This window comes from Pseudomonas pichavaramensis, assembly GCF_050473265.1.
In the GTDB taxonomy this organism is placed as follows: domain Bacteria; phylum Pseudomonadota; class Gammaproteobacteria; order Pseudomonadales; family Pseudomonadaceae; genus Aquipseudomonas.
The window spans coordinates 376,080-399,467 of record NZ_JBJKFJ010000002.1; the positions used below are offsets into that span (position 1 = coordinate 376,080).

Here is a 23,388-nt window from a genome sequence, read left to right on the forward strand (position 1 = left end):
ATTACAAGGAGTGACAGCATGATTCCTCTGATTTTGTCTGGCGGCAGCGGCTCGCGCCTCTGGCCCTTGTCACGCAAGCAGTACCCCAAACAGTTTCTCGCCCTTACCGGCAACGAGACGATGCTCCAGCAGACCATCGGACGCCTGGCGATCGAGGGCATGAGCAACCCCATCGTGGTGTGCAACGAGGAACATCGGTTCATCGTCAGCGAACAGCTCGCCAGTGTCGGCCAGGACGCCCAGAACATTCTGCTGGAGCCCTTCGGTCGCAATACCGCGCCCGCGGTTGCCATCGCTGCCATGCACCTGCTGGCTGAAGGTCGGGACGAGCTGCTACTGGTGCTGCCGGCCGATCATGTGATCGAAGACATCACCGTGTTCCACCAGGCCTTGGGGGTCGCCCGCAGCGCGGCGGAACAGGGCTCCATGGTGCTGTTCGGCGTTCCTGCCGAACGGCCCGAAACCGGCTACGGCTATATCAAGACCGGGCATGACACGAGCGACCTGCCTGCAGGCGTGCTATCGGTCGAAGCCTTCGTGGAAAAGCCCGACCTGGAGACGGCCAATGAGTTCGTGGCCCAGGGCGACTATGTCTGGAACAGCGGCATGTTCCTGTTCCGCTGCAGTCGCTATCTGGAGGAGCTGCAGCATCACGATCCTGATATCTACGACACCTGCAAGCTGGCGCTCAGCCGCAGCACACAGGATCTGCAGTTCATTCGTATCGATCCGAGCGCCTTCGAATGCTGCCCCGACAACTCCATCGATTACGCAGTGATGGAGAAAACCGACCGTGCCTGTGTGGTGCCGCTTCGTGCCGGCTGGAACGACGTTGGCTCGTGGTCGGCACTATGGGACGTGCAGGACAAGGATCACGACGGCAACTGTAAAACCGGCGACGTGGTACTGCACGACAGCCACAACTGCCTAGCCCACAGCCAGAACAAGCTGGTGACGCTGGTCGGCCTGGACGACGTGGTAGTGGTGGAGACCAAGGATGCCGTGATGGTCGCCCACAAGGACCGTGTGCAGGACGTCAAGCAACTGGTCAACAACCTCTCCTGCAAAGGTCGCAGCGAGACGGACAACCACTGCCAGGTCTATCGTCCCTGGGGCAGTTACGACTCGATCGATAGTGGCAATCGCTTTCAGGTCAAGCGCATTGTCGTGAAGCCAGGCGCCAGCCTGTCCCTACAGAAACACCATCACCGCGCCGAGCACTGGATCGTGGTATCCGGCACAGCCCGAGTGACCTGTGACGACAAGACCTTCCTGCTCTGGGAAAACCAGTCGACCTACATCCCCATCGCCGCCGTTCACCGCCTCGCCAACCCCGGCAAGATCCCTCTGGAGATCATCGAAGTTCAGTCGGGCAGCTACCTCGGCGAAGACGACATAGAGCGTTTCGAGGATGTCTACGGTCGCACCGACGGCGTCACGATCAGCTAACACCCACCAGACGTGTCCACAAGGCTTCAATGGAGGAAGCACGCCTATGCTCAGGCTTTTTACAGCACCACTGAGGTGGCTGGTCTCGCCCGGCTTCGGAAAACTATGCGGCTGGCTGTGCCTGTTCGCCCTGGTTGCTCTCGCCTCGGAGATGGTCGACCCCAGCTACCTGGACCCGTCGCACCAGAAGTTCATCTTCCTGATCGGCGCGCTCGGCATGTGGCGCTATGGCAATGCCGCCACTCACTACCTGCGCGGCATGTACTTCCTGCATTGGCGCTTCCCGCGCATGCGCAAGGCCGTCGAACGCATGGGCGACGCCGCGCTGCCCGAGCACATGTTCATGGTGGTGACCAGCTTCCGCATCCCGACGCACACCACCTTCAAGGTCTATCAGTCGGTGTTCCAGGAAGTGCAGCGCATGCCGGTGCCCTGCACCGTGATCGCCTCGATCGTGGAAAAGGGCGACGAGAACTTCATCAAGGACATCATGCGCCAGGAAGTGCGTGACCGTGACGACATCAAACTAATCATCGTACGGGCCCGCGGCACCGGCAAGCGCGACGGCCTGGCCCATGCTTTCCGCGCGCTATCGCGGCAGATGCCGCTGGAAAATTCCGTGGTCGGCGTGGTCGATGGCGACACCATGATGCTGCCAGGTTGCGTGGAACGCGCTGTCACCCTGTTCGCCTATCTGCCAAGCGTCGGCGGTATCACCACCAACGAGTTCTGCGAGGTGGAAGGCAGCAAGCTGATGCAGGAGTGGCACACCATGCGCTTCGTCCAGCGGCACATCAACATGTGCTCGATGGCGCTGAGCAAGCGTGTGCTGACCATGACCGGACGCCTGTCGTTTTTCCGCGCCAGCGTAATGACCGATCCGGAGTTTATCAAAGACGTCGAGGCGGACTTCCTCGACCACTGGCGCCTGGGACGCTTCCAGTTCCTCACCGGCGACGACAAGTCATCCTGGTTCAGCCTGATGCGCGCCGGCTGGGACACCTTCTACGTACCGGACAGCCATACCCTGACCGTCGAGCATCCGCCAGACAACAGCTTCCTGCGCGCGACACGGCAGTTGATGTACCGCTGGTACGGCAACTCGCTGCGACAGAACTTCAGGGCTACCCGCCTGCTCGGCCTCGACCGTCTGGGGATGTTCACCATGTATGTGCTCTACGACCAGCGCGTGTCCATGTGGACCTGCCTGATGGGTCTCAGCGCCTCGGTGGTGGCTGGCCTGCTGTTCGGCGTGCAGTACCTGCTGATCTACCTGTTCTGGGTTCTGCTGTCGCGCACCCTGGTGACGCTGTTGTTCTTCTTCACCAAACACCCGGTCGATCCGTTGTACCCATCCGTTCTCTATTACAACCAGATCGTCGGTTCGGTGATGAAGGTTTACACCATGTTCCACATGGACCAGCAGAGCTGGACACGACAGAAGACCACGATCAGTAACAGCGTGAATTTCGACGCGACCCTCAATCGATGGACGTCGAAAACCATGCTGCTGTCCTCCATTGCCATTTTCTTCGGGGTCATCTCGGTCCTGTTGGAACTCACGCAACCTTAAGGCGCGAATGCTATGAGTAGCACCACAGTCCTCCCTGCAAACGTTGTTCATGAGGCGATCGATGAACGTCAGTTCGTTCGCGCCAAGATCCCTGCCCGCCTGGTCCTGGAAGGTAACGGCATCAAAGGCCTGGAATGCGAGATCCAGGACATTTCCCTGGGCGGAATTGGCCTGTTTCTCGAACAGCCGCTGAAGATCGGCAGCCTGTTCAATGGCTCGATCAAGCTGAAGCTGAACACGGTCGACCTGAACATCGACATCAAACTGAAGATCGTCTCGCAACGCGGCCATGAAGTCGGTGCCGAGTTCGTCGACCTCGACCGGCAGAAACGCGACATCCTGCGCTACATCATCTCTGCCTACATGTCCGGCGATATCGCCGACATCAACGGCCTGTTCAACGTCATGCAGCGCGAGAACTACATCAAGGAGCGCAAGACCAAGCAGGCCAATGCACGCACGCCAGGCGAACGCCTGAAAGCGGCGCTGGGCTCGATGCTGTTTCTCGGCGCAGGCGCCGCAGCGCTGGCGCTGATCGTCTACAAGGGCTATCTGCTGTTCTTCCAGATGCCTGCTGCACAAGCCGTGGTCAGCGCCGACGCCTACATCGTCAGCATGCCGGAGAATGGCAATCTGCGTTACCTGATCGGCCCTGAACAGACCAGCGTCAGCACCGGGCAGCCACTGGCCAGCGTATCGACGCAACTGGCCAGCAGCCTGACCAGCCCCGCCGACATGGCTGCACTGTCCGATCTTTCCGAGCAGGATGCCGCTGCCCTGCTGGGACGTGTCACCGTGGAAACGGTGATTGCCAGCCCTTGCGAATGCAGCCTTTACTACCCCGGCGCGCGCCTTGATGGCTTCGCCTACAAGGAGCAGGAGTTGGTACACCTGCTGCCCCAGGACAAGCCTCTGCACATCAAGGCCAGTGTGCCCTTCGAGCGCATGGACAAGCTCGAGCGGGTTCGCGCCGTCGAGCTGCGCGTACTCGGCAGCGAGGAAACCTTCTCTGGAGAGATCGTTGCCAGTCGCGTGGACGAGCAGCGGCAGATGGTCGACCTGACCATCAAGCCCGACCACCAGTTGCCGCTGAACAGCTATCAGCTGCCGACAGCCGTCGAGTTCAAGCTCGGCTTGCCGCTGCGCTGGACATTCTGAGGTCACCATGTCGCTCAGATCTCTCCTTTGCACAACCGCCCTGTCGCTGGCCATTGCCGGCCAGGCACAGGCGGCCCGCAGCCTCGAGCAGATTCGCTACGCGCTGTTTCAGGACAATCAGGCGGCAGTCGAAGAGGATCTGCGCGCACTGTCCGAGCGTGGCGACCTGGGCGCAACACGGCTGCTTGGCGAGGTGCTGGCAAGCCGCAGCCCGGCCCATACCGCACATGCCATCGAGTTGTTCAAGCAGGCCTTTGCCGATGGCCGTGGCGATATTGGCGCGCTGATTCCCCTGGCGCGTCTGGTGGACTACAAACCGCGCTGGCAGCAGGCCAACCGTGCCTACATGCGCCAGGCGCTACAGCGTTTCACTGCTGCGCGCGACTTCGTCAGCGTCGATACCCGCCTGGAAGTGTTCCTGGTCTTTCCCGAGCTGTTCAGCGATAGCGAGGTCACGCAGCTGATCGAGCTCTATGACCGCGCCTGTCTGATGTACTGCCATGCGCCGCTTTATCGCGCCGTGGCGGCTGCACGCTCGGGAGACACAGCGGCTGCAGAAAAGTGGTTCCAACTGGCAGTAGAAAGTGACCCGCGTGCGGTTTACCGCTACTACGAGTTTCTCGGCGAACAGCGCAACGAGCGCTTTCGCGCTTTTGCCGAGCAGTTGTCACCGCGCATGGATGCTCTACCGGTCGACTTGGTGCACCGCATCGCTCTGCAGTTGGCCAATATCCGGAACTACGTGGTCAGCCACTTCAACAACAACCGGCCGCGCACGCGCGCGGAGGACGAAGCAGAAAAGCAGGCGCGCGAACAGAAGGCCCAGGCCCACGCCAGCCTGGTCGAGCAGATGGATCGCGAAGTGCTGCAATGGCTGGACAACGCCGTTGCGCGCGACTTCGGGCCGGCCATGGTCAGCAAAGCCAGCTTTCTCATGAGCGCCCCGGATCGCTATGCCCCCGAGCCGGTTGTGGCACTCATCGAGCGCCTGGAGCAACGCCAGGGAGAAAACCTCAGCCTGAGCATGGCCGAGCGAGAGCAACCGGTCACGCCGCAGCGCATCAAGGCACTGCGTGCCAGCCTGCACATGGTCCTGTGGCGAACGCTCGACCCGCACCTGAGCCAGCGCCTGATCAGCGAACTGCAGGCGGAGGACTATCCCGAAGCCCGCCTGCTGGAGGGCGACCTCTACAGCCTCGGCGGCCTGGATGAGCCCGATCAGGAACATGCGCTGCAGCTCTATATGCAGGAAGCCGAGCAGGGCTCGATAAACGCCCTGTTGCGTATCGCCCGCCTTTACACCAATGGTCGGGCCATCTGTCAGGACAACAGCAAGGCCTTCTCGTTTGCCTTTGCCGCCCATGAACTGGGCGATCAACGCGCAACCGAGCTGATGCTCACCCTAGGCAATCGCCTTACGCCCGAACAGCGCGAAGCAGCCACCGCCGAAGGCAACCGTCTAATTGAGGAAACCGCATTGTGAGCACCTACAGCCCCCTCAGCCCTGCCGCACTGCTGCTTGCCTGCCTGCCGTTCGGCGTGCTGCACGCAGAAGAAAGCAGCCCAACTCCGACCGAGCTGGAGCCGATCACCTCGCTGCTGACCCACAAGGTATTCATGCGCACCGGTTACGGCCCCGATGAGACTCGTCTTGGCGAAGATCGCCGTACGTTCTTCAGCCTGCGCTATGAACCCTCGTACCGCTGGTACTCGCCCGAGCAGCGCTGGGCCAAGTGGGAAGCTTTTGGCCGCCTGTGGCTCAACTACGACACAGACCCGAACGCCCTGCAGAACAACGAAGGTAACGACGAGCGTGTTAGTCGCCGTCGCCACGCTTACAGCGAAGCGCGCGAGTTCTACATACGCCGCAATCTGATCGGCGACGATCCACGCTTTTCCGCAACCTTCGGCCGCCAGCGTTTCAGCGATCGTTTCGGTATCTGGTGGGACGACAGCATCGAAGCCCTGCGCCTGGATTACAACGACAGCTTCTCCAGAGGTTTCGTCGCCGTTGCCGAAAAGTTCTACTACTACAACTCCGACGATAACCGCCTCGATCCGCGTGACAAGCAGATTCGCTACCTGATGGCAGAGTATGCCTGGCGCTGGCACCCGGACCACTGGCTGGGCGCTCGCCTGCTGCATGAAGACGACTACTCAGGCAGCTCGGCAGATGACCGTCTGGATTTCACCGGCATGCGCTACGGCGTATTCCTGCAAGGTGACACACGCCAGCTGACATCGCTTATCAGTGACTATCACCTGGAGTTCGCTGCCCTCGACGGTCGCCTGGAAACCACACAACCCAACGGCCTGCGTGACAAGGGCGATACCACTGGCTGGGCCGTGGTCGGCGATGTCGGTAAGCGCTTCGAGCAGTTGCCCTGGGCACCCCGCTTCGGGCTCTCCGCCGGCATCACCGATCGCCCGGACGACAGCGGCAACGACGGTTTCAACCTCAATCGCATCCAGTCGGACCGACGCACCGACCCACTTACCTACAGCAGCCGCCTGGTCAGCAACCTGGTCAGTGTCAACCTGAGCAACCTGATGTTCTATGGCATCACCCTGGAAACCCAGCCGACCGATCGTACGGCGCTGGACCTGCGCCTGAGCGACCTGCGCCTGCGCAATCGTTCGGCACAGTTGCCATTGCGCACCGTCAACGAAGGCCAGATTCGCGATACCAGCTCGGCTCACCTGGGGCAGGTGCTCGACATCAATCACTACTGGCGCATGTTCCCGATCGCTCACGAGGGCAAGCGCATCCAGCTCAATACCCTGGCCAGCCTGAGTTACTTCCGGGCCGGCAGCGCACTGGACATCGGTGACGATTACCAGGTGACGCTGGGCATCACCCTGACTTACTGACCGAGAGCAGCGCCAGCATGATCTTCGCATCCAATGTCTTCCTGTTCCTGTTTCTGCCGGTCTTCCTGCTTTGCTACTACCTGGCCAGGGATCATTGGCGGTCCTACGTGATCGTGCTCGGCAGCTATCTGTTCTACGCCTGGTGGAGACCGGACTTCCTGCTGCTGTTCGTTGCCATTTCCTATTGGAACTACTGGTTCGGCCTGCGTATCAAGGCACGCATGGACGCGGGCGAGAAGAAAATCGCCTTTCGCCTGCTGAGCGTTGGCGTGATCGGCAACCTGGCCACACTCGGCTACTTCAAGTACGCCAACTTCGGTGCTGACGTCCTGGTCGCGGTGCTCGAGCCGTTGGGCATCAATACCTTCACTCTGGAACACATCATCCTGCCACTGGGCATTTCCTTCTACGTGTTCCAAGCGCTGAGCTACATCGTCGATATCTACCGACGCAATGCGGAACCCACCGACCGCTTCGTCGACTTCGCTGCCTATATCGCCCTGTTCCCGCAACTGATCGCCGGGCCTATCCTGCGTTACAGCCTGATCGACAAACAGCTGAAGAACCGCAGCCACTCCCTGGAACTGTTCTCTCTAGGCGCCTGTCGCTTCATGCTTGGCTTTATCAAGAAGGTACTGATCGCCGACTCCCTGGCACCGATGAACACGCTGTTCATCGGCGGCGGCGAACTGCAGATGGCGGACGCCTGGTTCGGCCTGCTGATCTCCGCACTGCAGCTGTACTTCGACTTTTCCGGCTACAGCGATATGGCCATCGGCCTGGGCATGATGATGGGCTTCCGCTTTGCGGAGAACTTCAACCAACCCTACATCGCACAGAGCATCACCGAGTTCTGGCAACGCTGGCACATGACCCTGGCCGACTTCCTGCGCGACTACGTGTACATGCCGCTGGTGCGCAAACGCCTGGTCGGCATGCTGGTCGGCCTGGTCATTACCATGATGCTCTCCGGGCTATGGCATGGTCCGAGCTTCGCCTTCATTTTCTGGGGCTTGTTCTTTGGCATCGCCATGGTCATGGAACGTAAACTCGGTATCGCCACCAAGATCAACACGCCCTACAACTTCTGGCGCAACGCCCGCTGCATGTTCGTCCTGGCGTCCTGCATGCCGCTGTTCTTCACCGGCGCCCTGCCCCACGCCCTGGAGATCTACAAGGCACTGATCGGCCTGAACGGGATCGGCTCGCTGGACCTCTACTGGTTCGGTACTTCAGCCATGACCATGGCCTTCACCCTGATCGCGCTGCTATGGGTGGTCATCGCCGGTTCGATCAACATCCGCTACTACGCCGGGACAGGCCAGCAGCAGTATTTCATGCAGCACGTCAGCGGCTTCAGCGCGCTATTGCTATGGGTAGGTTTCCTGCTGACGCTCACCCGTCTGGCCGCGAACTCGTTCTCTCCTTTCCTGTACTTCCAGTTCTGAGGTTACTGACATGTTTCCGGTAATGAACTCGGCCAGCAAGATCAACGGCATTATGTTCTGCGTGATGTTGTGCGGCATGTTCCTGTACTCGCTACCTGCGGTGTTCGCCTTCTCCAACACCCAGACCCAGGCTCTTTCGCTGTTTCTCGACGGCAAGCTGGTGCGCAAGTTCGAGCAGTTCTACGACAAACGCCTGTTCCTGCGTGACCCGTCGGTAGAACTCTGGGCGAATATCCAGCATGCCATCTTCCGCGAAGGAGCCAGCGGCGTGGTGCTGGGCCGCGACGGTTGGTTGTTCACCAATCAGGAATACCTGCTGCCCAGCGATCTGGAACACAACCTGGACAAGCAGCTGGCGCTGATCGACAAGATTCACGAGCAACTGGCGCAGAAAGGCAAGCGCCTGGTCATGCTGCCGGTGCCGATGAAGCTCGACACCTACGCAATGCATTCGAGCTACGTTCCCTCGCAACAGATCAGCGGTCTCTACCAGCGCTTCAATCAGCGCCTGGCCGAGCGCGGTATCGATACGGTGGATCTGCGCAGCGCCTACTTGAACGTCGCGGCCTCCGAGCCGCTGTTCCTGCGTAACGACACCCACTGGAGCCCCAGAGGCGCCGAATTGGCGGCGCAGACGCTGGCACAGCGATACCCGGACCTGCAGGGCGATACGCCATACATCACTCAAGTCGTCAGCGAGAAACGGATCGACGGAGACCTGCTCAATTACCTGAAATTCGACCACCGGATGGCGCCCAGCTATTTCAAGCCGGTGTATATCCAGCTCCAGGAAACCCTCAAGCAAGACAGCAGCGGTCTCGGCGACAGCCTGTTCGGTGATGAGGCGATTTCCCTCGCTCTGGTCGGCACCAGCTACACCCGCATTGACGACTGGAACTTCGCCGGCTTCCTCAAGCAGGCCTTGCAGCGCGACCTGGTAAGCGTCGCCCTGGAAGCCCGTGGCCCATTCCAGTCCATGAACGAATTCCTGGCCGGCCCGGCTGCCGCCGGCAGCGAGATACAGACAGTGATATGGGAATTTCCCGTACGCACCCTCCTCGCCCAACGCCAGATCCCTTCGCCCTGACACCCCATACATTACGAGGTACCTGTATGCCCCATTTCATTCTGCGTGTTCTGACCTTGTTGCTACTCGGCACTGCCGTCGCCCAGGCAGCCCAGGACAACAACGCTGATCTCTACGACCCGGTCGCGCCGGCCAACTCGGCATTCGTAAGGGTTCTGAACCTGAGCGAAAGCAACGTGGAAGTCACTCTCAGTGGCAAGAACAAGCCTCAGGCTGTGAGCAGCGGGCAGTTCGGCGGCTACCGTTTCGTAGCCCCCGGTATGCAGCGCATCAGCATCGCCGGCCAGGCGCTTGAGCAGGAACTCAAGGCCAACACCGCCAGCACCGTTCTGTACCGTGACGGCAAGCTGCTGCTGATCGCCGACCAGTTCGTCAACGAACCGCGCAAGGCACAGATCGCGTTCTACAACTTCACCGCCAAGCCGGCTGCACTGAAAACCCTGGATGGCCAGCATGTGGTGGTCGACACAATCGGACAAGACCAGACCGGCAGCCGGATGGTCAACGAGCTGAAAATCGCCTTCGCCGCCTATGCCGAAGACGCCAGGCTGATCGATTTTGACGAACTGTTCCTGAAGAAAGGCCGCTCCTACAGCTACGCCCTGCTGCCGGCTGGCAACGGCCTGCGCGCGATAACCCTGGCGAACAGCATCGACCCTACGGAATGAATCCGAAGGACAGGCCAAACAAGTGAGCGGACGATGACCTCCAAGAGCATGAAGCACTATCTCCTACTCGCCCTCGGCAGCCTGATCACCGCGGGCGCACATGCTGCCCCGGTCGCTGCCCAAGCCGAGCAAGCCGAAGACTGCAAGGATCTGCAGTGCCTGATCTGCCCACGCCTCAGTGCGCCCGAGGAATATGCCGAGGGCAACATGAAAGCGCTCAAGCAGATCGTCCCGGGAAAAGACCGCTGGCTATTTCGTTCGGAGGTCGACCTGACCAACGACTTCGGCATTCCAGCGGCTGCGCAACCGGAGTTCGCCCGTCTGATGCAGGCCTTCGCCAAACACGGCACTCAGGTCGCGGTGGCGGTTCAGCCGACTCGTGGCCTGATGCATCGAGCTCAATTGCTGCCGGGTCAGGCCCATGGTTTCGACTACCAGAAAGCCAGCAGCAGCCTGCGCCGGTTCCTGCAGCAGATGCGCGATGCCGGTGCCATTGTCCCCGACATCATGACCCTGGTGGACAATCCGCCGAAGGACTTCTTCTTCCGCCGCGACCACCACTGGACGCCCGTGGGCGCGCAATCCACCGCCCGGATCACTGCCGAGGCCATTCGCCAGAGCCCCGTCTACGCGCAGCTGCCACGCAAGGGCTATGTCACCGAACAGACCTTGACGCTGTACAAGGACGGCACGCTCAACCTCGGCCTGGCCTCCATCTGTGGCAACCACTTCGGCTACCAGTTCGTTCCGGGCTACCAGACAGTGCCGGAAAGCAACGACGCAGCACTGCTGTTCGAAGAGCAGCCCGACCCCGAGGTGGTATTGGTCGGTACGAGTAACTCCGCAGCCCGGGAAGATGAAACCAAGCAATTCAACTTCGACGGCTTCCTCAAGCAGTACCTGAGCACCGATCTGATCAACTACGCTCTGCCCGGTGCCGGCCAGGACGGTTCGTTGCTGGAGTACCTGCTGTCGAACAACTACTCCCCGGACAAAGCGCCGAAGCTGATCATCTGGGAGCTGCCTGCCAACTACCGTCTGGATGGTGAACTGACCTATCGCCAGCTGATCCCGGCGGTGAATGGCGGCTGCAAGGCCAGCGACAATGTGCTCGAAGCCCAACTGGAACGTCCAAGCATGGGCCTCAACGACCGCCTGGAATTGCTCAGCAATACGGGCGAAAGCCTCAAGGACCTCAAGGGTCGCAATGCCGTGCTCGACATCCGCATCAGCGACCCCAATATCAAGAACTTCTACATCATCACCTACTACGACAACGGCACCCGCGACAAGGTGTGGTTCCGCCGTGAAGCCATCGTCACCGGCGGCCAGTACTACCTCGAACTGAGCCGTGCGCCAGAGTTTCAGGGCGCCAACCTGCTATCGGTGCTGCTCGAGCCCACGCAGACCGTCGAACAACCGTTCAAGATCGAGACCAAGCTATGCCTGTGAGCATCCGCCTGACAGGCCTGCTGCTGTTACTTGCCGGCTCGCTGAGCGCCAACGCAGCGCAGTCGATCTGGCCAGCACAGCCCACGGCAGCCTCCAGCCTGCTGGGCGACTATCGCCAGGAGCGCTGCCCGAAGGCACCGCCCCCCGCCTACACCGGTCACCTGCAGCTGGACAGCAAGTACGATCAGAGCGACGCCAGCAAGAGCCGTCTGGTGGCGCAGCAGAGCAAGGACACTCAGCGCATCCGCAAGCAGGTTCAGGGCTATATCGGCGGTCTGATAAAAGCCGTCCAAGTGTTCCAGCGCACCAGCAAGGCCAACGAGGCCAACATCGCCCTGGCCTGCCTGGACCAATGGCTGGACGCCTGGGCCAGCAAATCGGCCCTGCTCAGCGATGACGCCAGCAAGACTGGCGTGGCCTCGCGCAAATGGGCCCTGGCCGCCATCGCCTCCACCCTGCTCAAGGTCCAGGCCCTGAGCGACCGCCATTATCAGTTGAGCCCCGTCCAGAGGCGCTGGCTGCAACAGCTGTCGGCCAAAGTAGTCGCCGAGTACGAACCTCGTCGCTACGACACCGGCATCTACTTCAACAACCATGACTACTGGGCTGCCTGGGCCGTCGCCGCCGCCGCCATGCTGCTCGATGACGACAAGGGCCTGGCCTGGGCCGACGTCGCCTTGCGTCGGGCGTTCAGCCAGCTGGCTCAAGGCGACGGCGACTATCAGTACCTGCCGCTGGAAGTGGCCAGGGGTCGGCTGGCTGCAGACTACAGCCACTACGCGCTGGTACCGCTGATGTTGCTGGTCGAGGCAGCGGAGTTCAACGGTCGCCCTCTCAGCGAGCAGGAGCGCAGCAAACTCGCTGGTCTGGCCAACTTCGCTATCCGCGCCGTACTCGAACCCAAGACCCTGCCCGAGCTGAGCGAACGCCAGACCGAAGTCGGCCCGCACAAGATGGTCTGGTTGCTGCCCTTCCTCAACCGCTATCCGCAGCATCAGTGGGCCCGCCGGCTCTATCAGGCGCAAGGCGATGAGATCAATCACTACAGCCAGGTTGGCGGCGACCTGAAGCCGCTGTACCCCCAGCTCAACTGACCCAGGACACAGCCATGTCACAGGCATTGACTCTATCCAGCGCACTACTGCTGACGGCCTGCACCTTTAGCCTGGCGGCCCTCGGCGCACCGGCCGGGCTGCGCACACTTGACTCTCAATGGCAGCAGCAAGAACAGCAGCGCACCAGCGCGCGCATCCTGCAACGCAGTCAACTTCCGGCGTTTGACATGCAGGGCCCCAGCCAGCGTGGCAGCGTGAGTCTGGAGCCCATGTATTCTGCGCAGGCAGGCAGTTGGCCTTTCGAGCCATTCGTGCACAACGGTCTGTTCCGGGCAATCGCCAGCTATCAGGCGCAGCACCCACGCGCGGTGGTAATTCGTGGTGGCAGCGTCACACTGGAGCAACTTCGCACGCAACTGAACGATGCCAGGGTTCTGGGACGCCATGAGGATGGCTACCTGCTCAGCTACCCGCTGATGATCGCCGAAGATGCCGCGCTGCTGATCGACGATCAGATCCTCTACCTGTTTGGGCCATCGGGCACAGCACTGATCAACCAGGGCTTACTGCGCGTGCAGAACTCACGCCTGCAAAGCTGGAGCGATGGCCGCACCGCAGCCACTGACCGCCCCACGCGGCCCTTCATCATGAACTGGGCAGGCAGCCGTCTGCTGGTCGACAAATCGCAGCTGGTCAAGATCGGCTATAACGCCAACCTTTCGCGCGGTATAAGCAGTGGCTTGAGTTCACAGCAATCGGCAAATCGCGCACCGGCCCAGATCCAGATCGATGACAGCCGCTTCGAGGAAATGGCCAGCGCACTGGACTTGAGCCACAGCCACGCGCGGGTGCGTAACAACCAGTTCATCAAGCAGCAGCAGTACGCCATTGACCTCGGCAACAGTCGATTCCTGGTAGCCGACAACCGTATCGACGGCGTAAAGAACAACAGCGGCGTACGCATCAGCGGCAGCAGTAGCGGACGCATCCAGAACAACCTGATTCTGCACGCGGGCAAGAGCGCCATAGAGGTCAGCGCACAGCATGGTGCGCTGCTGATTCAAGGCAACCGATTGGGCGCGTCCCAAGGTTACGGCCTGATGCTACGGCAGAGCGGAGACGACGCGGGATTGCTGATTCAGGACAATCTGATCGCCAACAGCAAACTGAGCGCCATCGACGCCGCCGAGCTAAGCAGCGCGCTGATCGTGGGCAACCGCATCCACTCCACACCGGAATACGCCATCAGCCTGCGCAACGCTCAACCCACGGCCGGGGAGCTGGTGATCACCGGCAATACACTGGAAAGCATCGGCAAGGCCATGATCCGGGTGGAAGGCATGCAGAACACCATACTGGGCGATAACCAGTTCAAGGCCACCCCGCTGCTGCAGAACCTGCTGATAGGCGACCTGCTGCCGCTGCAAAGCCAGATACTCGACAGCACCGTGCGCCGCAGTTGTCACCTGCAGATTTCCCAGGCCCCAGATTCCAGCAACGCCAACGCTCCGACCTGCAGCAACTAGAGAGCAACAGCTAGTGTTGCGTCACAGATCAACTGTCGGTCGGACGGTTTTTCGTACGGTGTGCCGTGCGCACCAGGCAAGTACTGCGTCCTTCGCGGTGCGCGCAGCGCACCCTACCCAAAAGCACCCGAGCACATGCCGACATGTGATCCGTGTTGTGACACTAGCGATGTTCGGCCTTCAGCTGGCTGAAGCTCGCTGCACCCGCGTTGGTTTCGTTGCCGCTGTTGTCGAGGGTGTAAACCCCCGCCTTGAAGTACAGAGGGTGGCTCGCCCAGGCCTTGTTCAAACTACGGCTCCAGGTTTTCACCGCCCCTCCTGGCTCGACCAGGCCAATGGTGAGGGTGCCGTTCTTGGCCAGGTGGATTTCATAGCTGAAGTCCTGATCCAACCTGATCTTGTTCGACAATACGAACTTGGTGGAATCTGCATCACTGGGCTTCGCCCGGAATGCGATCACCACATTGCCATAGCCACTCTGCGGCAAATACTGATAGCCCAGCATCAAGGGTGGTGAGCTGCCTTGCTTGGAGTGAATCTGCGAGAACGCCAGCATGCCGCTGGCTGGCACCTGGGTGATTCTGGCGGTAGCGCTCAACATATCGTTCGCAGCGCTGTAGGACCAGTTGCGCAGCGTGCCGTCAGCGTAGGTTTCCCTCAGCTCGCTGCGTGGATACACCGAATTGCTGGTAGTTGAGCCATTGGCCGGCGCCCACAAGAAAACTCGCCCGTCGCGGGACTGAAAGTAATCATCCTGATAGCCACCGACCAACAGGGGCGTATCGATAACGGTCGCAGGCACGCCTACGGGAATGGTCAGGTTCCAGGTGGCAAGATCGATCATGACGCAACTCCATGGATAGAACGGCCAACGCAGGCCTACTCAACTCCATCAGACAGCCGCCCTGCAACATGACTGGGCGCGCCTGCTGACGTGGGACGAGCTTAGCTTTGAGTTCTGCGTTGATTAACCACCACCCATCATTATTTTGACGATGTTTTTTTGACTAAAAAACGAAGCCATCGAACGCCCGGTCTTTCGCCTTGCCCTGTAACGACTCTCTACCTGAGGCCACATCCGCGCCCGAAGACAACGGGTGGTTTACGCCGCTCGGCTGAATGCAGGAAATGTGAGCGAATCGAGAGTTCTTCAGCCGGCAAAACTTTCCGCATCAGCCCTCTGCCTTAACCGCGTCTTTAGGCGCCACTGGCATTGTCCGGTGCGCATACAACGTGCATACACTGCAGGCACTGATTGCCGCTCGCGTGGCTGCATTCGCCTGCGGCTGTTCGGTTCCCCATCGCAGGACGCCACTCGCCTGCTCCAGCAGGTCGTCATCGTGGAGCACGATCAGCACAGCGCCATGGTGAGGCAAGCTCGGCCTCAGCACGCGTGCTCTGGAGAAGTCCTCACCTGCGCACTCATCACAACCGTCTGATAGAACAAGATTTTTTAAAAAATAAGCTTCGCCAAACCCGTTCAAGCTGTTATGATGCGCGCCGCTTGGGAAGATGCCGGAGTGGTCGAACGGGACGGATTCGAAATCCGTTGTGTCAGCAATGGCACCTAGGGTTCAAATCCCTATCTTCCCGCCATATATCAAGCTTAAGCCCCTGAAATTCCTAGAGTTTCGGGGGCTTTTGCTTTCTGCGACATGCAAGGTGTCGAAAGCAAGGAAGGAAAGCTAGACACGTGATGGCAAAGTGCTAATCATTGGCGCACTACAACCACGGAAGAAGATGTATGCCATCCCTCAAGAAGCTGCTTATGGCCCTCCCCCTCGTTGCCCTCCTTGCAGGCTGTACGACCGTAAGCGGCGTGGTACGCGACAAGCCTACTGGCAACCCGATCTCATCGGCGGCGGTAACGATAAACAACGTAAGCACCACGACCAACGCCATGGGCTCCTATTCGGTCACCGGCCCATTCATTCCGCAGCACGTCATTTTCGTCAACGCCCCCGGTTACAACATCTACACCAAAAGCGTGGGTAACCAGAACATTCACGATATCGAACTGACGCCGCGCCAATAACGGATGTGCTCGCGCTGGCTTCCTGTCAGCGCGACAACCCCAGGTGTTCGGCACGACGAGCGGCGAACTCGGCTTCTACATCGCCATTGGAACGACCACGACCAGCCTCTAGCGACGCCCTGGCAGCGGCAACCTTGCTCTGCATGAATTCCTCATATTGCTTGGCTTGCCTCTGATGTCGAATAAAGTCGCGCATAAGCCCTCCCATGATCCGATGTAACTATACCCCTCTTACGCTCTGTGGCTGGCCAGATGTGCCATTGCACCCGAGAGTGGCCAGACCAGCCTCGAGTACGACGAGGCCAACCGAAACTTGACCGATCAGAACGCGGGATAGCGATCACCCAGGAAGTAGCCAAGCGTTGGTACGCCCGTACGGAAGGGGGATTCAAGGATAGGAAAAGGGGACGATAGGAAAAGGGGACAGATTTATTTATTGCGCTCGTCTGTCAAAAAAATAAATCTGTCCCCTTTTTTGCCAATAATCCGAAGCATGGAAAGCGCAAAAGAATAAATTATGTCTCTGTTGGGTATGGGTACCGCAAACCTGATGGCGCATGGGATATCGAGAATGTAAGCACAAGGCACGAAATCGGGAAGGTAATAGGCCCCGGAGACTTTATGACTATTAACCGACTTGACGCTGTCCTGCCTCTGAAAAGTAGAAGCGCAAAAGATTATTGGATTGTTATTACGGTAGGGACTGGAGAGCGGTCTACCGTATACGCTCACTCAAGAGAAGATATATTTTAGCTGAATTGACGAGCACGTATTTTAGCAGCAGGCGCAAGAATACTAGACAGCAATTCAAGAGACCGAATTAAAGTAGAGGATTACACCTCACTTATGAAGAGTATCAATATGGTCATCAACATTCTTGTTTCTGATTTCATTTAAAAAGAAGTAATTGGCCAATATCACTCTAAACACGGCATAGAGCTGCGCAAGCGTTAAAAGTGAAAACAAGAAAAAACCGAAATACTTTGCATATACAACAAAGTCACCTGATATAAGTATCCTTGCAAAAGGAACTGCAAAATGCACAAAAAGAACTATCATAAGCACAATCGCGGAAACCATAACTATTTCCACAAGCTCGCTTAAATAGCTTGCATCAGTGTTGGCATCCTTTAGCGCTTTATCAGCAGGCGTAACACCTTTGAATGCCCTTCCTATTGCTCTTGGATAGATAATAGCAATCCAAGCCCCTATTATTGCAAATATTATTGACGATATATTAAGAAGAGCGGATAGAGTGTCTTTGTAATCCGAATAGCTGACAGATAGAACCGTATCCCTTAGTACAAAAGTAGCAACAAAGGATATAAAAGAAAGAACAAGATATTTAATCATTGAGCTGCAGCCTGAAGCTCTATTTCAAAAGCGGGCCCATCAAGAGGCCTAAGCAAATCCTGCCTTTGAGAAGTAATTGCAGTTAACAATGACTGCGGAGTAAGGATTTGGTTTTCCTCCCTCGTAGCGTTGATCTGAGCCGAGAATGAAACGCTAGCGCCATTCAGCATTATTCTTCTTCCATCATTATATACAAATCCAACATTGCGGATATTGCTGGATGTATTCATCTCTGAGTAGCTTGATATAATTTGTCGCAGTTGTTGCTCAGAAGGCTCAAACTGAAGCTCATGCGTTATAGTTCGAGTATGATTAAAGGTTGGTGAATTGCCTAACAATCCAGCGAAAACGCGCTCCAGAGTCCGGCGATCATCTTCCACGGTGTACTGGAGGGTCTCTTTTTTTATGATTTTCCTTATTTTATTTAGGTTTGTTAAAAGCTCAGCCTCCAGCTCCTCTTGCTTTCTACCAAGAGCATAAAATTTTGAGGTGGTTCGGTCACTTTGAGGGGTGTGCAGGCCAGTGGCAGAATAGCCTGTTATTACTTGCGCCTCATTAACAACCCTGTATGGCGATTTGTTGGCGAGATACCCATTCATATAATGATCAAGATTCTTTTTGCCTTGGATAGAATGAGTGAATCGTAAAGTTGCAAATACATTTCTTTCAGGGACAAACCAAAAATAGCTTGGAAAGCCCGGAATGGCGGGAGTATTACCAAAACCAGTGGTCAACATGCTTGTACTACCTGGCATATCCATTGGATTCATTCCATAGATAACGCCATTATCATTAGGAACCTCATTCCAAAGTATGAGAATGCTATCCCCGTTAACTTGATTTAAATGCCAGTTACAAAAGTAAGTATTTCTTAGATCATTATCAGGATCAGCTTCGTAAGTTGTCGTATTGACAAACTCACGACCATCGCCAGCCCAAAGACTAAGTTTTTGGAGGATATCATTTAAGTTACTAAAATGAGTTTGATCACTACCGCGGAGGTAAAAACCACACTTTTTAATATCAAAAAACTTAACCTTTGCCTCTAGCATCAGTAATCCTTACAGACTTGCATGACAATGAGTGATGGCCAAAAGCTAGTCACCTATCGATGATATGTCTAGTAGATATGTCGAAAAAGTGTCGAAATTAGCGGGCAACAGAGTGCCGCAATGGGCAGGAGGTATGAGGTGAAAGCCCCGATTTCTCTGGCTTTGGGCAACGATGGGCAGCAACGGGCATACGCTAAAACGGGTTCAAACCCCAATCTTCCCGCCATACAGAAAAGCCCCGAATTGCTCTGCAGTTCGGGGCTTTTGCTTTTCCAGATCAGCTCGCCCGCCCCCGGGTGCAGGGCGCAAGCCAGATATGAAAAAGCCGCGCCCCTCTTACAAGGAGCGCGGCTCTTATACACCAAATCTAACCGCGGATTATTCGGTCAATCGCGTCAGCGCCTCGCGGTATTTGTCCGCGGTCTTCTGCGCCACGTCAGCCGGTACAGCCGGGGCCGGGGCCTGTTTGTTCCAGCCGGTGGATTCCAGCCAGTCGCGCACGAACTGCTTGTCGAAGCTCGGCGGGTTGCTGCCTTCGGCGTAGCTGTCGGCCGGCCAGAAGCGGCTGGAGTCCGGGGTCAGCACTTCGTCCATCAGAGTCAGGGTGCCGTCTTCGTCCAGGCCGAATTCGAACTTGGTATCGGCGATGATGATGCCGCGGGTAGCGGCGTACTCGACAGCCGTGGTGTACAGCTTGATCGCCGTGTCACGCACCTGAGCAGCCAGTTCGGCGCCGATGATGGCTTCGCACTGCTCGAAGCTGATGTTCTCGTCATGATCGCCCACGGCGGCCTTGGTCGAAGGGGTGAAGATCGGTTGAGGCAGCTTGGCCGCTTCTTTCAGGCCGGCCGGCAGGGCGATACCGCAGACGGTGCCGCTCTTCTGGTATTCCTTCCAGCCGGAGCCGACGATATAGCCACGCACGATGGCCTCTACAGCGACCGGCTTGAGGCGCTTGGCGACGACCGCACGGCCTTCTACCAGAGGCAGTTCAGCGGCCGGCACGACATCTTCGACCTTGTCACCGGTGAAATGGTTGGGCACCACACCAGCCAGTTTGTCGAACCAGAAGTTGGAGATGGCAGTGAGGATCTTGCCCTTCTCCGGGATCGGCTGCTCGAGGATGACATCGAATGCCGACAGACGATCGGTGGCCACCATCAGCATGCGCTTGTCGTCGATTTCGTAGAGGTCGCGGACCTTGCCCGAGTAGATTTTCTTCAGGCTCAGGGTGGTGGGTGTGCTCATGTCGGCATTTCCGTTCGTGGCAAACAAAACAGGCGAAACCTTTGTGGGTTTCGCCTATCGATTGACGGCTGGGGCGCTGGGCGCCTGAATCAGCCGAGGTTGTCCTGAATCAGGCTCAGCACGCGGCGCGATACGTCGGACGGCGCAATGGTGTTGAGGTCTTTTTCCACCGTGACCTGCACACCTTCGCCAACCGGAGTCAGGCGCACCTGATAGCGCTCGGCACGGGCTTCGATCTCTTCCTTGCTCGGCTCACTGCCGAACATGCGACCGAAGAAGCCGGGCTTCTCCTCGTTGACCTGGGCACCTTCGGCCAGGTTGATGTAATACAGGCCAAGGCTGCGGTTGAGGTCGTCAACGCGTACATCACCCAGCTCCAGCGAACGACCTACACCCGACCAGGCGCGATCGAAATCGGCACCGAGGTTAAGTACCGGGTTGCCGTTACCGTCTTCGCTCAGGCTGACACGGCTCGGCGCATCGAAGTCGCGAGCGGCGAGCAGCGAGACGCTGCCGCCCTGCTCCACGCCGCGCGCCATGCTGACCAGCATTTCGTCGAGCAACGCAGCTTCCAGGCTGGCATTGCCACTACGGGCGGCGAAGTCGACGTCGGCAGTACTGCCGGCAGCGCGCTCGGCGCTGGTGATGAAGACTTCACTGGTGTTGCGTTGCACGCCAGGCTCGATGCGCACACGCACACGGGTCTCGGCATCCGGTTCGACACCGGAAACTCGGCTGCTCAGGCGACGCGCCATGCTGCTGGAAAGCTCGTCGAAACGCTGCCAGGTGGTGGTGAATTCACCGACCTGCGGGCGCTCGCTGGCAATACGGAAGCCGTTGTCTTCGAAGAACTGACGGGCCAGCGGCCAGACCTCGGCAGGCACGCGCTGGGCAACGACCCAGCGCGACTCGCCACTGCGCTGCAGAGTGAACTCGCGCTCGTCGGCACGCACCTGCAGCCCCTGCGGACGCGGCACTTCGAACTCATCAGGCGTTGCTGTGCTGCTGGCAACCTGGGCAGGAACCGGCAGCAACGGGTCCAGGCGCTTGGCCTGGACATCGGCTGGCAGCTGCATTGGAGCAGTCTGGCGCGCTTCCAGATAATCGCTACCGCGATCACGGAAGTAGCCATCTTCACCCCAGAGCCAGCCACAACCGCTGGTACTGGAGACGATCAGAGCAAGGGCGGAAAATCCGGCCAGTCGCTTCATGCGTAGAATTCCTCGATTAAGCCAATACGCCGCACTGGCGCATGGCCTGGCGCAGCGGTTCGTGACAGCGCGGGCTGAGCCAGGTCAGTGGCAGGCGAATGCCGTCGCCCATCATGCCCATTTCATGCATCGCCCATTTCACCGGAATCGGGTTGGACTCCATGAACAGCGCCTTGTGCAGCGGCATCAGGCGGTCGTTGATGGCGCGGGCGATGGCCGCCTCGCCGCGCATGGCAGCGGCGCACAGGTCGCTCATGGCACGCGGCGCGACGTTGGCGGTGACGGAGATGTTGCCTTTGCCGCCCAGTAGCATGAGCTCGACAGCCGTGGCGTCGTCACCGGAATAGACGAGGAAGTCCTTGCTGACGCGATCCAGTACGTCCTGGGCGCGCTGCAGATCGCCAGTGGCTTCCTTGATGCCGATGATGTTGTCGATCTTCGACAGGCGCTCGACGGTCTCCGGCAGCATGTCGCACACGGTGCGGCCCGGCACGTTGTAGAGAATCTGCGGCAGGGCGACGGCTTCGGCGATATGCCGGAAGTGCAGGTAGAGGCCTTCCTGGGTCGGCTTGTTGTAATACGGGGTCACCAGCAGGGCGGCGTCGGCACCGACATCCTTGGCAGCGCGGGTCAGTTCGACCGATTCACGGGTGGAGTTGCCACCGGTCCCGGCGATCACTGGGATGCGGCCTGCCACCTGGTTGACTACGCGCTTGATCACTTCGACGTGCTCACCCACCTCCAGCGTGGCGGATTCACCGGTGGTGCCGACCGCGACGATGGCATTGGTGCCCTCTTGCAGGTGGAAATCCACCAATTTGCTCAGGGCCTCCCAATCCAGATCACCCTGCGCATCCATGGGCGTGACCAGTGCCACCATACTGCCCGCAATCATGCAACTGCTCCTGCCGGAAAAATTGAGCCGTAATGGTACTGGTGCCACCAGTCCGGCACAAGCAACGGACAAGGGCTTCTCAGCTCTCATACTGAGTAGACGGGGGCAGCACCGCCATTCCCCTCGGCGGTGCTTTTCGCTAACCTGCTCGCTTTGGTCTGCGGCGCCTTGAGCGCAGACCGTTCATCGCTTTAGGAAGGCTGCATGTCCACCCCCCCCGTTCGCGAACAATTCCTTGTTATCAGTGCGCTCGGCCGCGACGCCATGGCCCTGACCAACCTGCTCAGCCGCACCAGCCATGAAAACCGCTGCGCCGTGATCAGCACTCGCCTGAGCCGCCATGGAGAGTTCAGCGCTCTGGTGCTGCAGGTGTCCGGCAGCTGGGATGCTCTTGCGCGTCTGGAGTCGAGCCTGCCGCTGCTGGCCAAGAAACATGATTTTTCGGTCAACGTGATCCGCAGCGCTGCTGCAGAAGCCCGGCCACAGGCGCTGCCCTATGTCGCTTACGTCAGCGCGGTGTATCGCCCGGACATTCTCAATGAGCTGTGCCAGTTCTTCATCGACCACCGCGTCGAGCTGGAAAGCCTGACCTGCGACACCTATCAGGCGCCACAGACCGGCGGCACCATGCTCAATGCCACCCTCACCGTGACGCTGCCCGCCGGCACCCAGATCAGCTGGCTGCGCGATCAGTTCCTGGATTTCGCCGATGCGTTGAACCTGGATGCGCTGATCGAGCCGTGGCGCCCGCAGAACCCGTGACAGACTGCATCAAGGAGTCACCATGACTGTAACCATCGATCAACCCGTTTCCGACTTCCAGGCCGAGGCCACCAGCGGCCAGCAGGTCAAACTGTCAGCCCTCAAGGGCCAGCAGGTCGTGCTGTATTTCTACCCGAAGGACGCCACGCCGGGCTGCACCACCGAGGGTCTGGACTTCCGCGCCCGCTTCGAACAATTCAAGGCTGCCAACACGCTGATCTTCGGCGTATCGATGGACAGCCTGAAAAAACACGAAAGCTTCAAGTGCAAGCAGGAGTTCCCCTTCGAACTGATCAGTGACGAAGAGCACGCCCTGTGCGACCTGTTCGGCGTGTACCAGCTGAAGAAGAACTACGGCAAGGAATACATGGGCATCGTGCGCAGCACCTTTCTCATCGACAAGGATGGCGTGCTGCGCGAAGAATGGCGCAACGTCAAGGTCGCCGGCCATGTCGACAAGGTGCTGGCTGCCGCGCAGGAACTGCACAAGCGCTGAGCGCTGGTACGTGCAGGCGCGGACTTATCAGCGATGCTGTCGCAAACAT

General features: G+C 58.8%; 20 protein-coding genes and 1 tRNA gene. 15 read left to right on the top strand and 6 right to left on the bottom strand.

The genetic code is table 11. From position 1 onward, the window contains the following. Window positions 1-18: 18 nt before the first annotated feature. The 11 genes from ACJRW5_RS05310 to ACJRW5_RS05360 are packed head-to-tail and all read left to right on the top strand — an operon-like array spanning window position 19 to window position 14,287. Window positions 19-1,449, top strand: coding sequence for a mannose-1-phosphate guanylyltransferase/mannose-6-phosphate isomerase (locus tag ACJRW5_RS05310; RefSeq protein WP_484569485.1), 1,431 nt, complete (start codon window positions 19-21; stop codon window positions 1,447-1,449). Between the two features lie 46 nt (window positions 1,450-1,495). After that, complete coding sequence (locus ACJRW5_RS05315; RefSeq protein WP_484569486.1) at window positions 1,496-3,022, top strand: glycosyltransferase; 1,527 nt, start codon at window positions 1,496-1,498, stop codon at window positions 3,020-3,022. 12 nt (window positions 3,023-3,034) lie between these two features. Further along, entirely contained in the window at window positions 3,035-4,180 is a 1,146-nt protein-coding gene (locus ACJRW5_RS05320) for a PilZ domain-containing protein (protein WP_484569487.1), read from the top strand. 7 nt (window positions 4,181-4,187) lie between these two features. Beyond that, a complete protein-coding gene (locus tag ACJRW5_RS05325; protein WP_484569488.1) occupies window positions 4,188-5,663 on the top strand; it encodes an SEL1-like repeat protein in 1,476 nt (491 codons plus the stop codon). Then, a complete protein-coding gene (locus ACJRW5_RS05330; protein ID WP_484569489.1) occupies window positions 5,660-7,051 on the top strand; it encodes an alginate export family protein in 1,392 nt (463 codons plus the stop codon). Before ACJRW5_RS05325 ends, ACJRW5_RS05330 begins: the two co-directional genes overlap by 4 nt. Before the next feature lie 17 nt (window positions 7,052-7,068). Next, a complete protein-coding gene (locus tag ACJRW5_RS05335; protein WP_484569490.1) occupies window positions 7,069-8,499 on the top strand; it encodes an MBOAT family O-acyltransferase in 1,431 nt (476 codons plus the stop codon). 10 nt (window positions 8,500-8,509) lie between these two features. Further along, entirely contained in the window at window positions 8,510-9,586 is a 1,077-nt protein-coding gene (locus ACJRW5_RS05340) for an alginate O-acetyltransferase (protein ID WP_484569491.1), read from the top strand. Window positions 9,587-9,612: 26 nt separating this feature from the next. Beyond that, on the top strand, window positions 9,613-10,254 hold the full coding sequence (locus tag ACJRW5_RS05345; protein WP_484569492.1) for an alginate O-acetyltransferase AlgF: 642 nt from the start codon (window positions 9,613-9,615) through the stop codon (window positions 10,252-10,254). Window positions 10,255-10,302: 48 nt separating this feature from the next. Next, window positions 10,303-11,706 (top strand): alginate O-acetyltransferase AlgX-related protein, encoded by a 1,404-nt coding sequence (locus ACJRW5_RS05350; protein ID WP_484569493.1) that lies wholly within the window; start codon window positions 10,303-10,305, stop codon window positions 11,704-11,706. Beyond that, window positions 11,697-12,800, top strand: coding sequence for a polysaccharide lyase (locus ACJRW5_RS05355; protein ID WP_484569494.1), 1,104 nt, complete (start codon window positions 11,697-11,699; stop codon window positions 12,798-12,800). Before ACJRW5_RS05350 ends, ACJRW5_RS05355 begins: the two co-directional genes overlap by 10 nt. A gap of 14 nt (window positions 12,801-12,814) precedes the next feature. Then, window positions 12,815-14,287, top strand: a complete 1,473-nt coding sequence (locus tag ACJRW5_RS05360) for a right-handed parallel beta-helix repeat-containing protein (RefSeq protein WP_484569495.1) — start codon at window positions 12,815-12,817, stop codon at window positions 14,285-14,287. 163 nt (window positions 14,288-14,450) lie between these two features. On the opposite strand, the gene ACJRW5_RS05365 is transcribed toward ACJRW5_RS05360, so the two are convergent. Then, window positions 14,451-15,131: a polysaccharide lyase family 7 protein gene (locus ACJRW5_RS05365; protein WP_484569496.1), complete on the bottom strand. Its 681-nt coding sequence runs from the start codon at window positions 15,129-15,131 to the stop codon at window positions 14,451-14,453. Between the two features lie 662 nt (window positions 15,132-15,793). Here ACJRW5_RS05365 and ACJRW5_RS05370 point away from each other — a divergent pair. Further along, window positions 15,794-15,883: transfer RNA gene (locus ACJRW5_RS05370), tRNA-Ser, on the top strand. A 148-nt stretch (window positions 15,884-16,031) separates the two neighbouring features. Beyond that, entirely contained in the window at window positions 16,032-16,322 is a 291-nt protein-coding gene (locus ACJRW5_RS05375; protein ID WP_484569497.1) for a carboxypeptidase-like regulatory domain-containing protein, read from the top strand. Between the two features lie 840 nt (window positions 16,323-17,162). On the opposite strand, the gene ACJRW5_RS05380 is transcribed toward ACJRW5_RS05375, so the two are convergent. The 5 genes from ACJRW5_RS05380 to dapA all read right to left on the bottom strand — a co-directional run bounded on the left by ACJRW5_RS05380 (window position 17,163) and on the right by dapA (window position 22,081). Beyond that, window positions 17,163-17,675, bottom strand: coding sequence for a hypothetical protein (locus tag ACJRW5_RS05380; RefSeq protein WP_484569498.1), 513 nt, complete (start codon window positions 17,673-17,675; stop codon window positions 17,163-17,165). Then, window positions 17,672-18,727, bottom strand: a complete 1,056-nt coding sequence (locus ACJRW5_RS05385; protein ID WP_484569499.1) for a hypothetical protein — start codon at window positions 18,725-18,727, stop codon at window positions 17,672-17,674. Before ACJRW5_RS05385 ends, ACJRW5_RS05380 begins: the two co-directional genes overlap by 4 nt. Before the next feature lie 378 nt (window positions 18,728-19,105). Next, window positions 19,106-19,975 (bottom strand): phosphoribosylaminoimidazolesuccinocarboxamide synthase, encoded by an 870-nt coding sequence (locus ACJRW5_RS05390; RefSeq protein ID WP_484569500.1) that lies wholly within the window; start codon window positions 19,973-19,975, stop codon window positions 19,106-19,108. An 89-nt stretch (window positions 19,976-20,064) separates the two neighbouring features. Then, entirely contained in the window at window positions 20,065-21,186 is a 1,122-nt protein-coding gene (bamC, locus tag ACJRW5_RS05395) for an outer membrane protein assembly factor BamC (RefSeq protein WP_484569501.1), read from the bottom strand. Window positions 21,187-21,202: 16 nt separating this feature from the next. After that, a complete protein-coding gene (gene dapA / locus ACJRW5_RS05400) occupies window positions 21,203-22,081 on the bottom strand; it encodes a 4-hydroxy-tetrahydrodipicolinate synthase (RefSeq protein ID WP_484569502.1) in 879 nt (292 codons plus the stop codon). A 204-nt stretch (window positions 22,082-22,285) separates the two neighbouring features. On the opposite strand from dapA, the gene ACJRW5_RS05405 reads away from it, so the two are divergent. Together ACJRW5_RS05405 and ACJRW5_RS05410 are read left to right on the top strand one after the other, a co-directional pair. Beyond that, the gene (locus tag ACJRW5_RS05405; protein WP_484569503.1) at window positions 22,286-22,843 is read left to right on the top strand and encodes a glycine cleavage system transcriptional repressor; all 558 of its coding nucleotides are present in this window, start codon (window positions 22,286-22,288) and stop codon (window positions 22,841-22,843) included. Window positions 22,844-22,865: 22 nt separating this feature from the next. Continuing rightward, window positions 22,866-23,339, top strand: coding sequence for a peroxiredoxin (locus ACJRW5_RS05410; RefSeq protein ID WP_484569504.1), 474 nt, complete (start codon window positions 22,866-22,868; stop codon window positions 23,337-23,339). Window positions 23,340-23,388 lie beyond the last annotated feature (49 nt).

Bases quoted from the DNA above. Each gene is read 5' to 3' on its own strand.
- ACJRW5_RS05340 (WP_484569491.1), top strand. From the start codon at position 8,510: ATGTTTCCGGTAATGAACTCGGCCAGCAAGATCAACGGCATTATGTTC.
- ACJRW5_RS05310 (WP_484569485.1), top strand. From the start codon at position 19: ATGATTCCTCTGATTTTGTCTGGCGGCAGCGGCTCGCGCCTCTGGCCC.
- ACJRW5_RS05345 (WP_484569492.1), top strand. From the start codon at position 9,613: ATGCCCCATTTCATTCTGCGTGTTCTGACCTTGTTGCTACTCGGCACT.
- ACJRW5_RS05350 (WP_484569493.1), top strand. From the start codon at position 10,303: ATGAAGCACTATCTCCTACTCGCCCTCGGCAGCCTGATCACCGCGGGC.
- ACJRW5_RS05355 (WP_484569494.1), top strand. From the start codon at position 11,697: ATGCCTGTGAGCATCCGCCTGACAGGCCTGCTGCTGTTACTTGCCGGC.
- ACJRW5_RS05385 (WP_484569499.1), bottom strand. From the start codon at position 18,727: ATGCTAGAGGCAAAGGTTAAGTTTTTTGATATTAAAAAGTGTGGTTTT.
- ACJRW5_RS05360 (WP_484569495.1), top strand. From the start codon at position 12,815: ATGTCACAGGCATTGACTCTATCCAGCGCACTACTGCTGACGGCCTGC.
- ACJRW5_RS05390 (WP_484569500.1), bottom strand. From the start codon at position 19,975: ATGAGCACACCCACCACCCTGAGCCTGAAGAAAATCTACTCGGGCAAG.
- bamC (WP_484569501.1), bottom strand. From the start codon at position 21,186: ATGAAGCGACTGGCCGGATTTTCCGCCCTTGCTCTGATCGTCTCCAGT.
- ACJRW5_RS05405 (WP_484569503.1), top strand. From the start codon at position 22,286: ATGTCCACCCCCCCCGTTCGCGAACAATTCCTTGTTATCAGTGCGCTC.
- ACJRW5_RS05365 (WP_484569496.1), bottom strand. From the start codon at position 15,131: ATGATCGATCTTGCCACCTGGAACCTGACCATTCCCGTAGGCGTGCCT.
- ACJRW5_RS05335 (WP_484569490.1), top strand. From the start codon at position 7,069: ATGATCTTCGCATCCAATGTCTTCCTGTTCCTGTTTCTGCCGGTCTTC.
- ACJRW5_RS05410 (WP_484569504.1), top strand. From the start codon at position 22,866: ATGACTGTAACCATCGATCAACCCGTTTCCGACTTCCAGGCCGAGGCC.
- ACJRW5_RS05375 (WP_484569497.1), top strand. From the start codon at position 16,032: ATGCCATCCCTCAAGAAGCTGCTTATGGCCCTCCCCCTCGTTGCCCTC.
- ACJRW5_RS05315 (WP_484569486.1), top strand. From the start codon at position 1,496: ATGCTCAGGCTTTTTACAGCACCACTGAGGTGGCTGGTCTCGCCCGGC.
- dapA (WP_484569502.1), bottom strand. From the start codon at position 22,081: ATGATTGCGGGCAGTATGGTGGCACTGGTCACGCCCATGGATGCGCAG.
- ACJRW5_RS05325 (WP_484569488.1), top strand. From the start codon at position 4,188: ATGTCGCTCAGATCTCTCCTTTGCACAACCGCCCTGTCGCTGGCCATT.
- ACJRW5_RS05320 (WP_484569487.1), top strand. From the start codon at position 3,035: ATGAGTAGCACCACAGTCCTCCCTGCAAACGTTGTTCATGAGGCGATC.
- ACJRW5_RS05380 (WP_484569498.1), bottom strand. From the start codon at position 17,675: ATGATTAAATATCTTGTTCTTTCTTTTATATCCTTTGTTGCTACTTTT.